Below are 11,947 nucleotides of genomic sequence, written 5' to 3'. Positions count from 1 at the left end.
AATCCTCAACCGCCGGGGAATAGCCAATCGCCCGCGGACGCTCCATGATCGGTGCGCCGGGCGCGATGCAGGTCAGGAAGTCCGACTAAAATGAAACGTCTGAAGATCCTGCGGCGGTGGTTTGCGCGGAAGCTTGGCTTCGCGCGGCTGATGTGCCTTGCGCTGCTGGTCGTGTTCGCCGGCGCGCGGCTGTGGGATCCGCCGCCGATCCAGGAATTGCGGCTGCGCACCTTCGACATGTTCCAGCTGATCGATCCGCGCCACAAGGCGGCGCGGCCGGTCACCATCGTCGACATCGACGACAAGAGCCTCGCCAAGCTCGGCCAGTGGCCATGGCCGCGCACGCGGATCGCGGACCTGATCCAGAACCTCACCAGTAACGGCGCGGTGACGATCGGCTTCGACATGGTGTTCTCCGAAGCCGACCGGCTCAACCCGGATCTGGTCGCGAGCCAGATGCGCGATCTCGACGACGCCACCCGCGCCAGGCTGCGCGAGCTCCCGAGCAACGACCAGATCCTCTCCGACGCGATCAAGCGCTCGCGCGTGGTGCTGGGCGAGACCGGGCAGCCGGCGATCTCGTCCGAGATCGACAAGTCGCTGCCCTTCACCGGCGTCGCGACGGTCGGCGAAGCGGATGCCGAACGTTTCCTGTTCGAATTCCCCGGCCTGTTGCGTAACGTGCCCGTCATCGAGAAGGTCGCCGCCGGCCGCGGCCTGTTCTCGATCAAGACCGAGCGCGACGGCCTGATCCGCCGCGTGCCGTTGATCATGCGCGCCCAGGGCAACATCATGCCCTCGCTCAGCCTCGAGATTTTGCGCGTCGTCACGGCAACGCCGACGCTGTTGGTCCGGACCGACAAGACCGGTGTGCGGGCCGTGCGCCTCAAGGGTGTGGAGATTCCGACCGACAAGAACGGCCAGCTCTGGGTGCACTACGCCCGCCAGGATCCCTCGATCTACATCTCGGCGGCCGACGTGCTCGACAACACCGCGCCGCCGAACAAGATCGCTGGCAAGCTGGTGCTGGTCGGCACCTCGGCGGTCGGGCTGAACGACATCAAGACCACGCCGGTGTCATCGACCATGCCGGGTGTCGAGATCCATGCCCAGGTGCTGGAGAGCGTGCTCAGCGGCGCGGTGATCTCCCAGCCGAACTATGCGCTCGGCGTCGAGCTGATCGCCGCGCTCGTGATCGGCCTGCTCGTCATCATCTTCACGCCGAATCTCGGACCGGTGCGCCTCGGGCTCGCGGGTGCCATGTTCGCCGCCATCCTGGTCGGCGTATCCTGGTTCTTCTATGCACAGTACCGCTATCTCATCGACTTCACCTACCCATTGCTCTCGACCACCGCGATCTATTTGACACTGATCTTCGCGAGCTTCGTGCGCGAGCAGCGTCAGCGCGTGCAGATCCGCGGCATGTTCGCGCAATACATGTCGCCCGTCCTGGTCGAGCAGCTCGCGCAGTCGCCCGAAAAGCTGGTGCTCGGCGGCGAGGAGCGCGAGATGACGATCATGTTTTCCGATGTGCGCGGCTTCACCACGATCTCGGAGAGTTACAAGCAAGATCCGCAAGGCCTGATCGCGCTGATGAACCGCTTCCTGACGCCGCTGACCGACGTCATCATCGATCAGAAGGGCTACATCGACAAGTACATGGGCGACGCCATCATGGCGTTCTGGAACGCACCGCTCGACGATGCCGACCACGAGGTCAACGCCTGCGAGGCCGCGATCCAGATGCTGGAGCAGATCGACGCGGTCAACAAGGAGCGCGAGCAGGAGGCCGCCGACGGCGGTCACGTCTACATCCCGCTCAATGTCGGCATCGGCCTCAACACCGGCATCGGCGTTGTCGGCAACATGGGCTCCGATCTGAAGAAGAACTATTCGGTGCTCGGCGACAGCGTGAACCTCGCCTCGCGCCTGGAAGGCCAGTCGAAGGAATACGGCTTTCCCATCATCGTCGGCTCCAGGACCGCGCTCGCCGCCAAGGACAAGTTCGCGATCCTCGAGCTCGACTTCATCATGGTCAAGGGCAAGACCGAGCCCGAGGTGATCTACGCCATCGCCGGCCGCGAGGACGTGATGCATTCGGGCGCCTTCCAGCGCCTGCGCAACGTCACCATCGAGATGCTCGGCTGCTACCGCGGCCGCGACTGGCAGGGCGCGCTGGACGCGATCGAGCGCGGCCGCCGCAGCGAGGACGCCGACACGCTGGAAAAGCTGTTCAAGCTCTACGAGGCGCGGATCAAGGAATTCCAGATCAATCCGCCGGCGGAGGGATGGACCGGGGCGTATGCGCTGCTGACGAAGTAGCTGTAAGAGTGCGTGGGGCATCGCTGGTGCCGCACTGAAAGTGTCGTCCCCGCGTACGCGGGGACCCATACCCCCAGGGAGATGTTTATCGCGCGAGCCGGCAACTCCGAGTCTTCGCCAAACCACTCCCTGTGGTTATGGGTCCCGGGCTCGCGACTACGTCGCGCCCCGGGACGACAGCAGTGTTTGGCGCGCGAGCGTCCGTCTCCTCTTCGCCACCAACATCAACTCCCGTAGGGTGGGCAAAGGCGCGCAAGCGCCGTGCCCACCATCTTACTCCGCGTGTAGAAGTGGTGGGCACGCTTCCGCTTTGCCCACCCTACGGCATCTGCGTTTGCCGCCCCCTCACTCCGTCCCGATCGTCGTCAGATCCTGGAACCAGTGCTGCGCCTGCACGAATTGCTTGATCTTCGGCGACAGCGCGTGCGGGTTGGTGTCGTGGACGACCCAGACCAGCACGGCATCGTCGACGATCAGCGCGTGCGCCTGCGCGATCAGATCGTCCTGCTTGGCGGTGTCGAACGTCTGCTTGGCCTCGCTGATCAGAGCATCGACCTCAGGGTTCTTGTAGCCGCCCCAGTTGACGCCGACCGGCGCGATCTGGTCGGAGGCGAAGAAGCGGACGATGGCGTAGAGCGGGTCCGAGGTGACATAGGCGATATTGTTGGCGGTGATGCCGGCGTTCATCTCGTCGGCCGCGCCCTTGCGCCAATGCGTATATAATGTCTCGAGCTCGACCACCTTGAAGTCGATGTCGATGCCGATCTCCTTGAAGCTCTGCTGCAGGAATTCGTTCATCGGCAGCGACAGCATCTGGCCGGTGCCGCCCTGGGCGATGATGAAGGTGGCCTTCAGCGGCTTTGCCTTGGAGTAGCCTGCCTCTTCGACCAGTTTCTTGGCCGCGGCCAGATCATATTTCAGCTCAAAGCTCGGTTTGCCGAACCACGGGCTCGACGGGTCGACCTGGCCCTTGGCCGGTTTTGCGAGGCCATTCATCAGGCCGACGACTTCGTCACGATTGATCGCGAGGTCCAGCGCCTTGCGCAGGCGGATGTCGGTCCAGGGCGAGCCCGGCAGCACGCTGAGGTGATAGTTCCAGACATGCGGCGTGACGTTGTCGACGATCTTCATGCCGGCGGCTTTCAGCTGCGGCACGGCGTCCGGCGCCGGCGTCTCGATCAGGTCCACTTGCCCTGCGAGCAGCGCATTGGTGCGCGTCAGCGCTTCCGGCATCGGCACCAGCACGATCTTGTCGGCCTTTGGAATGCGCTTCTTGTTCCAGTAGTCCGGATTCTTCGTGAGCTCGGCAAGCTCGCGCGGCACGAGCTTGGTCAATTTGAACGGACCGGTGCCGGAGGGCTGGCTCGCGAACTTGTCCCAATCCTTGCCGAGCTTCTCGTACTGCGCCGGGCTCGAGACCAGGAACCACAGCATCTGATAGGGAAAGAAGGAATCGACCGTCTTGGTCGTGATCTCCACCGTGAAATCGTCGATCTTGGCGTAGCTCGCGACCGAAGGCAGGCGGGTCTTCACCTGCGCGCTCTGCCGCTTGTCGAATTGCGGCGCCTTGTCATTGAGCACCTTGTCCAGATTCCAGATCACTGCATCGGCGTTGAACTCGCTGCCGTCGTGAAACTTCACGCCCTTGCGCAGCGTGAAGCGCCATTTGGTCTTGTCGGTGTCATCCACCTTCCATTCGGTGGCGAGCCCGGGCACCAGCTTGCCGGGGCGGTCGGCGACGTCCATCTCCCAGGCGACCAGCGGATCGTAGATGGTGTACGCCGTGAACTGATAGGCGCCGGCGCCCCGATCGGGCTGGCCCGTCGTCAGCGGGATGTCCGCCATCGAGATGCCGTAGCGCACCACCGTTTCGGCGCGCGCCGTGATCGCGGATAACGCCAGCGCAAGCACGGCGAGACAGGTCGATAGTCGGATACGCATGGCCCAAGGCTCCCAGGAGATTTCAGGGCCAAACTTGCAATCTTGATGCCAGAATAGGCAGGACGGTGCCTTTGCCGACACGTGATCACACAGACTTGTCGTCGCAGGGGCAATTTGCAGAAAAAGTTTCCCCATTGGCATAGCCATTGCATACGTTTGCATCAAAATTAGTCATTGAAAGCCGAAAGAGGACTGAGACGATGCTTATGAAGACAACCACCCGCGCGGCGCTGATTGCTGCGCTGGCTCTGACGACTGCGGCCGCGTGGCCGAGCGTGGCAAGCGCCGAAACCGTGCTGCGCATCGGCATGACCGCTGCCGATATTCCGCGCACATTGGGCCAGCCCGATCAGGGTTTTGAAGGCAACCGCTTCACCGGCCTCACCATGTACGACGCGCTCACCGGCTGGGACCTGTCCTCGGCCGACAAGGCGAGCGTGGTGATCCCGGGCCTTGCGACCGAATGGAAGGTCGACGATGCCGACAAGACCAAGTGGATCTTCAAGCTGCGCCCCGGCGTCACCTTCCATGACGGCTCGCCGTTCAATGCCGATGCCGTGGTCTGGAACGTCGAGAAGGTGCTGAAGCAGGATGCGCCGCAGTTCGACGCCAGCCAGGTCGGCGTCACCGCGTCGCGCATGCCGACGCTGGCCTCCGCAAAGAAGATCGACGACATGACGGTCGAGCTCACCACCAAGGAGCCCGACAGCTTCCTGCCGATCAACCTCACCAACCTGTTCATGGCGAGCCCGGCGAAGTGGCAGCATTTCTACGACAAGGCGGAAGGCGCCGACGCCAAGGCGAAGTCGCAGGCTGCGTGGACTGCGTTCGCCAAGGACGCCGCGGGCACCGGCCCGTGGAAGATGGCGAGCTTCACGCCGCGCGAGCGGCTCGAGCTGGTGAAGAATGCGGCCTATTGGGACAAGGCGCGCGTGCCCAAGGTCGACAAGATGGTGCTCCTGCCGATGCCGGAAGCAAACGCGCGCACCGCGGCGCTGCTCTCGGGGCWGGTCGATTGGGTCGAGGCGCCGGCGCCCGACGCGTTGCCCGAGCTCAAGCAGCGCGGCTTCAAGCTCTACGCCAACGAGCAGCCGCATGTCTGGCCGTGGCAGTTCTCGCGCGTCGAAGGCTCGCCCTGGAACGACATCCGCGTCCGCAAGGCCGCCAACCTCTGCGTCGATCGCGAGGGTCTCAAGGACGGCCTGCTCGCGGGCCTGATGGTGCCGGCGACCGGCACCTTCGAGCCCGGCCATCCCTGGCGCGGCAAGCCGAGCTTCGAGATCAAGTATGACAAGGCCGCTGCACAGAAGCTGATGCAGGAGGCCGGCTTCGGTCCGTTAAAGAAGCTGACGGTAAAGATCCAGACGTCGGCATCGGGCTCCGGCCAGATGCAGCCGCTGCCGATGAACGAATATCTCCAGCAGGCGCTCGCCGAATGCTATTTCGACGTGAAGCTCGACGTCATCGAGTGGAACACGCTGTTCACCAACTGGCGCCGCGGCGCCAAGGACCCCAGCGCCAACGGCTCGAACGCGACCAACGTCACCTACGCGGCGATGGACCCGTTCTTCGCGCTGGTGCGCTTCCTCCAGTCCGGCATGGCGCCGCCGGTCTCGAACAATTGGGGCTTCATCCACGAGCCCAAGTTCGACGAGCTGGTGAAGAAGGCACGGCAGACGTTTGATCCAGCCGCGCGCGACGCCGCGCTCGCCGAGCTGCACGCGGCCTCCGTCGACGATGCAGCCTTCCTCTACGTCGCCCACGACGTCGGCCCCCGCGCCATCAGCCCGAAGGTGACGGGCGTCGTGCAGCCCAAGAGCTGGTTCATCGACTTCTCGCTGGTGTCGATGCAGTAGTTCGCGCCACACGCTCAGTGCACCCTCTCCCCTTGTGGGAGAGGGCGGCTTCGCGGCAGCGAAGCCGGGTGAGGGGTCTCTCTCCGCGAGCGACCCTCTCTCTCATTCGATAACGCTGTATCTGCGGATAGATACCCCTCATCCGGCGCGCTGATCGCGCGCCACCTTCTCCCACAAGGGGAGAAGGAAGAAAGAAGACCAGTGCTCGCCTATATCGCTCGCCGCATCGTCTATGTCATCCCGATCGTCATCAGCGTGGCGCTGGTGTGCTTTCTGCTCGTGCACATCACGCCGGGCGATCCGCTGGTTGCGGTGCTGCCGGCCGACGCCTCGCAGGAGCTCGCGGCGCAGCTCCGCGCCGCCTACGGCTTCGACCGCCCGCTGCCGGTGCAGTTCGGGCTGTGGCTGCTTCGCGCCCTTCATGGCGATCTCGGCAATTCCATCGCGACGGGGCGCCCTGTGCTCGCCGAGGTCATGCGCGCGGTCAGCAACACCGTCACGCTCGCGATTGCGGCCGCCATCATCGGCTTCACGATGGGAATCCTGCTCGGCCTGATCGCCGGCTATTTCCGCGAGACCTGGATCGACAAGGTCGCGACCTCCTTCGCCATCGCCGGTGTATCCGTGCCGCATTACTGGCTCGGCATGGTGCTCGTCATCATCTTCTCGGTCCAGCTGAACTGGCTGCCCGCGGTCGGCGCCGGACCGAACGGCTCCAACTCCTGGGCCTGGGACTGGGCGCATCTGAAATACCTGGTGCTGCCGGCGATCACGACCTCGGTGATCCCGATGGGCATCGTCACCCGCACCGTGCGCGCGCTCACCGGCGACATCCTCTCGCAGGATTTCGTCGAGGCGCTGCGCGCAAAAGGCTTGCACGAAACCGGCGTGTTTCGCCACGTCATCAAGAATGCCGCGCCCACCGCGCTCGCGGTGATGGGGCTTCAACTGGGTTATATGCTCGGTGGCTCGATCCTGATCGAGACCGTGTTCTCCTGGCCGGGCTCGGGCTTCCTGCTCAACTCCGCGATCTTCCAGCGCGACCTGCCGCTGCTGCAGGGCACGATCCTGATCCTGGCGCTGTTCTTCGTCTTCCTCAATCTGCTGGTCGACATCGCGCAAGCCGCGATCGACCCGCGCATCAAGCGGGGCTAGCCGATGAGCGAGCTTCCGTTGTCCGCCACCGCCGACGCCGCGCTGCAGGCCGCGCCCGCCACCAAGGCGCGCGGCTATTGGGCGACCGTCGGCCGCCGCATCGCCCGCGACAAGGTCAGCATGGCCTGCGCGCTGGTGCTGCTGCTGATCTTCCTGTCCGCCGTGCTCGCGCCATGGCTCGGCCTTGAAGATCCCTACAAGGGTTCGATGATCCGCCGCCTGCGCCACATCGGCACAGCAGGCTACCCGCTCGGCACCGACGAGCTCGGCCGCGACATGCTGGCGCGGCTGATCTATGGCGGACGGCTGTCGCTGGTCATCGGCATTTTGCCTGTCATCCTCGCGTTCTGCATCGGCACATCGCTCGGTCTCGTCGCCGGCTATGTCGGCGGCAAGCTCAACACCGCGATCATGCGCACGATCGACGTGTTCTACGCCTTTCCCTCCGTGTTGCTGGCGATCGCGATCTCCGGCGCGCTCGGGGCCGGCATCCTCAACTCGATCGTGTCGCTGACTGTCGTGTTCGTGCCGCAGATCACCCGCGTTGCCGAAAGCGTCACCACCGGCGTGCGCAACATGGATTTCGTCGAAGCGGCGCGCGCCTCCGGCGCGGGACCCTTCACCATCATGCGGGTGCACATCCTCGGCAACGTCTTGGGCGCGATCTTCGTCTATGCCACCAGCCTGATTTCGGTCTCGATGATTTTGGCCGCAGGTCTCTCCTTCCTCGGCCTCGGCACAAAACCGCCGGAGCCGGAATGGGGCTTGATGCTGAACACGCTGCGCACCGCGATCTACGTCAATCCCTGGGTCGCGGCATTGCCGGGCGCGATGATCTTCGCGGTCTCGATCTGCTTCAACCTGCTCTCGGACGGCCTGCGCAGCGCCATGGACATCAGGAATTAGGCCATGAGCGAGACCAACACATCCGTCGAAATGCTGGAGCCGGTCGAGGACGTTGGCGGCGTCGCGCAACCGCTGCTCCAGGTCAACGGCCTGACCAAGCATTTCCCGGTGCGCGGCGGGCTGTTCGCCGCGAAACGCACCGTGCGCGCGGTGGACAATGTCTCCTTCTCGGTCGCGAAGGGCGAGACCGTCGGCATCGTCGGCGAATCCGGCTGCGGCAAGTCGACCACCGCGCGGCTGCTGATGCATCTGATGCCGCGCGATACCGGCGACATCATCTATGACGGCATGACCGTCGGCCAGGCGCTGTCGTTGCGCGAGCTGCGCCGCGGCATGCAGATGGTGTTCCAGGATTCCTATGCCTCGCTCAATCCGCGCCTGACGATCGAGGAATCGATCGCGTTCGGCCCGAAAGTGCACGGCATGGCCGATGGAACGGCCCGTGCGCTCGCGCGCGAGCTGCTCGGCAAGGTGGGCTTGCGGCCGGAAAACTTCGCCAACCGCTATCCGCACGAGATCTCCGGCGGCCAGCGCCAGCGCGTCAACATCGCGCGTGCGCTGGCGCTGTCGCCGCGGCTGGTGATCCTCGACGAAGCCGTTTCGGCGCTCGACAAATCCGTCGAGGCACAGGTGCTGAATTTGCTCGCCGATCTCAAGCGCGAGTTCGGCCTGACCTATCTCTTCATCAGCCACGACCTCAACGTCGTCCGCTACATCAGCGATCGCGTGCTGGTGATGTATCTCGGCGAGGTCGTCGAGCTCGGCCCGGTCGACCAGGTCTGGGACAACCCTGCGCATCCCTATACGCGTGCGCTCCTTGCCGCGATGCCGTCCTCGGACCCCGATCGTCGCACCGAGAAGCCGCCGATCACCGGCGACCCGCCCAATCCGATTGATCCGCCCCCGGGTTGCCGCTTCCACACCCGCTGCGCGTTTGCGGAGCCGCTCTGCGCAAATGCAGCACCAAAGCTCACCGCGCTCGATACAATGGGCCACGAAGCCGCGTGCTACATGGCGATACCTGGATCAGGCCATAGCCGCGCGCCCGCAGAGGAAACAGCATGACAAGACCGACACCGAAAGAGATCAAGCCGATCGCGCAAGTCGCGGGCGTTCCTGTCGATGACGAGATCGCAACGCGTATCTCCAATTCCATCGGGCCGGCCTTCGAAGGCTTTGCGGCCATCGCCGGCACGCTGCCATTCGATCTCGAGCCCGCGCTCTATCCGATCGCGCAGACACAGAAGGTGTCGAAATGAGCCGTGAGCCTGCATTGATGACGCTCACCGAGGTCGCGCGCGCGATCGCGATGAAGCAGGTGTCCTCGCATGAGGTGACGCGCGCGCTGCTGCACCGCATCGCGCAGTGGCAGCCGCATCTGAACGCTTTCATGTCGGTTGAAGCCGAATCCGCGTTGAAGGCTGCCGCGGCCGCCGATGCCGAGCTCGCCAAGGGCAATGTCCGCGGTCCGCTGCACGGCGTGCCGCTCGCGCACAAGGACATGTATTACGACGCAGGCCACGTCTCGACCTGCGGCTCGCTGATTCGCCGCGATTTCGTGCCGACCGTCACGTCCACGGCCTTGCAGCGGCTGAAGGATGCCGGGCAGGTCCGCCTCGGCACGCTGCATCTGGCCGAATTCGCCTATGGACCGACGGGGCACAACGCCCATTACGGCCCTGTGCGCAATCCCTGGAACGTCGCGCACATCACCGGCGGCTCATCCTCCGGCTCCGGCTCGTCGGTCGCGGCGCGCCTGACGTTCGCGGCGCTCGGCTCGGACACCGGCGGTTCGATCCGCATGCCCGCGCATTTCTGCGGCGTCACGGGATTGAAAACCACCGTCGGCCGCGTGAGCCGCGCCGGCGCGATGCCGCTGTCGCAATCGCTCGACACCGTCGGCCCGCTCGCCCGCACCGCCGAGGATTGCGCGCTGCTGCTGGCGCTGATGGCCGGTCCCGATCCCGCGGATTCGACCTGCAGCCACGAGCCGCTGTCCGACTATGTCGGCGCCACCAAGGGTTCGCTCAAGGGCCTGAAAATCGGCGTGCCCGCGTCCTTCTATGTCGACGATCTCGACGGCGAGGTCGCGCGCGTGCTGGACGAGACCATCGCGGTGCTCAAGCGCGAAGGCGCCGACATCGTCACGGTCGAGCTGCCGGACCAGCGGCAATTGTCGTCGGCAAGCCAGCTCGTGCTCGCGGCTGAAGCGGCCGCCTTCCACAAGCGCTGGATGATCGAGCGTCCGCAGGACTACGGTCCGCAGGTCCTGATGCGGCTTCAGAACGGTCTTGCCGTTCCAGCCATCACTTATCTGGAGGCGATGCGCTGGCGTGGTCCGGCGCTCGCCGCCCACAATGCGGCCACGGCTGGTGTTGACGCGATCATCGCGCCGGCATCGCCGGTGCCGGCACCGACGATCGAGGAGAGCGATGTCGGCGGGGGCCCGAACGCGCCGGCGATGGTGCAGCGGCTGACACTGTTCACCCGCCCGGTGAATTTTCTGGGCCTGCCGTCGCTCACCATTCCCTCCGGCTTCACCAAAGGCGGCCTGCCGGTCGGCATGCAGCTGATCGGCCGCTCCTTCGATGAAGCGACCCTGCTCACCATCGGCGCCGCCTTCCAGCGCGTCACCGACTATCACGATAGGTTGCCGAAACTGCCGTCATGACAAAGCTCGTCGACATCTCAGGCCTCAACATCCGCTTCACCGGCGAGCGCACGGTCTTTGCCGTGAACGATCTCAGTCTCTCGCTCGGTGACGGCGAGGTGTTGGGCCTGCTCGGCGAGTCCGGTTCCGGCAAGAGCGTGACCCTGCGTGCGCTGATGCGGCTGCTGCCGAAGAAGCGCACGCAGATCACGGGCAAGGTCAATGTGATGGGCCGCGACGTGCTCGCCATGAACGACGAGGAACTTTCGTCCTTCCGCGGCCAGACCGTGTCGATGATCTTCCAGGAGCCCGCGCTCGCGCTCGATCCGGTCTACACCATCGGCGCGCAGATCGCCGAAAGCGTCGTGCGCCACGAAGGCAAGAGCTTTGCGGAAGGGCGGGCGAGGGCGCTCGAAATGCTCGAGGTCGTGCGCATTCCCTCCGCAAAGCGCAGGCTCGATGCCTATCCGCACGAGATGTCCGGCGGCATGCGCCAGCGCGCGATGATTGCCCTTGCGCTCGCCTGCCGCCCGAAGATCTTGCTCGCGGATGAGCCGACCACCGCGCTCGATGCCACCGTGCAGATCCAGATCCTGCTGTTGCTGCGTGAGCTGCAGCGCGAATTCGGCATGTCCGTCATCTTCGTCACCCATGACATTGGTGTTGCGATCGAGATCTGCGACCGCGTCGCGGTGATGTATGCCGGCCAGATCGTGGAGCAGGGGACGCTCCGCGACATCGTCCGCACGCCGGTGCACCCCTACGCCAAGGGCCTGCTCGCCTCCACCATCCACGGCGCCAAGCGCGGCGCCCGGCTGGAGACCATCCCCGGCACCCCGCCCTCGCTGGCCGAAAAGCCGAACAACTGCTCCTTCGCCCCGCGTTGTGCGGTCGCCCAGCCGCGGTGTCTGGAGCAATTGCCTGCGAATGTGGATGTAGGGCCGGGTAGGGCGGCGAGATGCGTGCTGGCCGAGCCGGTGACGGCGTCGTAGTTCGTTCTCCAGCCGTACTACATCCCCGCGCAACACTGCGCTCCCTCCCCCCTTGCGGGGGAGGGCGGGGGAGAGGGGTAGCCACAAACTCAGACCTCGCCCGTGGCCACCCCTCTCCCTGCCCC

9 protein-coding genes are annotated in these 11,947 nt (G+C 65.0%); 8 read left to right on the top strand and 1 reads right to left on the bottom strand.

Going from position 1 to position 11,947, the window contains the following annotated elements; all coding sequences use genetic code 11:
• The first annotated feature begins 90 nt into the window (after nucleotides 1-90).
• Complete coding sequence (locus AC1DW2_RS03390; protein ID WP_477005254.1) at nucleotides 91-2,322, top strand: CHASE2 domain-containing protein; 2,232 nt, start codon at nucleotides 91-93, stop codon at nucleotides 2,320-2,322.
• A 345-nt stretch (nucleotides 2,323-2,667) separates the two neighbouring features.
• Here AC1DW2_RS03390 and AC1DW2_RS03385 read toward each other — a convergent pair whose 3' ends face one another.
• Nucleotides 2,668-4,263 (bottom strand): ABC transporter substrate-binding protein, encoded by a 1,596-nt coding sequence (locus tag AC1DW2_RS03385; protein ID WP_477005253.1) that lies wholly within the window; start codon nucleotides 4,261-4,263, stop codon nucleotides 2,668-2,670.
• Between the two features lie 200 nt (nucleotides 4,264-4,463).
• Between AC1DW2_RS03385 and AC1DW2_RS03380 the strand changes: the two genes are divergently transcribed.
• The 7 genes from AC1DW2_RS03380 to AC1DW2_RS03350 all read left to right on the top strand — a co-directional run bounded on the left by AC1DW2_RS03380 (nucleotide 4,464) and on the right by AC1DW2_RS03350 (nucleotide 11,822).
• Nucleotides 4,464-6,119: an ABC transporter substrate-binding protein gene (locus AC1DW2_RS03380; RefSeq protein WP_477005252.1), complete on the top strand. Its 1,656-nt coding sequence runs from the start codon at nucleotides 4,464-4,466 to the stop codon at nucleotides 6,117-6,119.
• A 201-nt stretch (nucleotides 6,120-6,320) separates the two neighbouring features.
• Nucleotides 6,321-7,274: an ABC transporter permease gene (locus AC1DW2_RS03375; RefSeq protein WP_014498430.1), complete on the top strand. Its 954-nt coding sequence runs from the start codon at nucleotides 6,321-6,323 to the stop codon at nucleotides 7,272-7,274.
• A gap of 3 nt (nucleotides 7,275-7,277) precedes the next feature.
• Complete coding sequence (locus AC1DW2_RS03370; protein ID WP_014498429.1) at nucleotides 7,278-8,180, top strand: ABC transporter permease; 903 nt, start codon at nucleotides 7,278-7,280, stop codon at nucleotides 8,178-8,180.
• Nucleotides 8,181-8,183: 3 nt separating this feature from the next.
• The gene (locus tag AC1DW2_RS03365) at nucleotides 8,184-9,245 is read left to right on the top strand and encodes an ABC transporter ATP-binding protein (protein ID WP_477005251.1); all 1,062 of its coding nucleotides are present in this window, start codon (nucleotides 8,184-8,186) and stop codon (nucleotides 9,243-9,245) included.
• Nucleotides 9,242-9,439: a hypothetical protein gene (locus tag AC1DW2_RS03360; RefSeq protein ID WP_071916846.1), complete on the top strand. Its 198-nt coding sequence runs from the start codon at nucleotides 9,242-9,244 to the stop codon at nucleotides 9,437-9,439. Before AC1DW2_RS03365 ends, AC1DW2_RS03360 begins: the two co-directional genes overlap by 4 nt.
• Nucleotides 9,436-10,851 carry an amidase gene (locus AC1DW2_RS03355; RefSeq protein WP_477005250.1) on the top strand — a complete coding sequence of 472 codons (1,416 nt, stop codon included), beginning with the start codon at nucleotides 9,436-9,438 and terminating at the stop codon, nucleotides 10,849-10,851. The genes AC1DW2_RS03360 and AC1DW2_RS03355 overlap by 4 nt, the downstream gene beginning before the upstream one ends.
• The gene (locus tag AC1DW2_RS03350) at nucleotides 10,848-11,822 is read left to right on the top strand and encodes an ABC transporter ATP-binding protein (protein WP_477005249.1); all 975 of its coding nucleotides are present in this window, start codon (nucleotides 10,848-10,850) and stop codon (nucleotides 11,820-11,822) included. The genes AC1DW2_RS03355 and AC1DW2_RS03350 overlap by 4 nt, the downstream gene beginning before the upstream one ends.
• Nucleotides 11,823-11,947 lie beyond the last annotated feature (125 nt).

The organism is Bradyrhizobium sp. P3_C3 (assembly GCF_056402655.1).
This window is presented reverse-complemented; position numbering and strand designations above follow the sequence as displayed.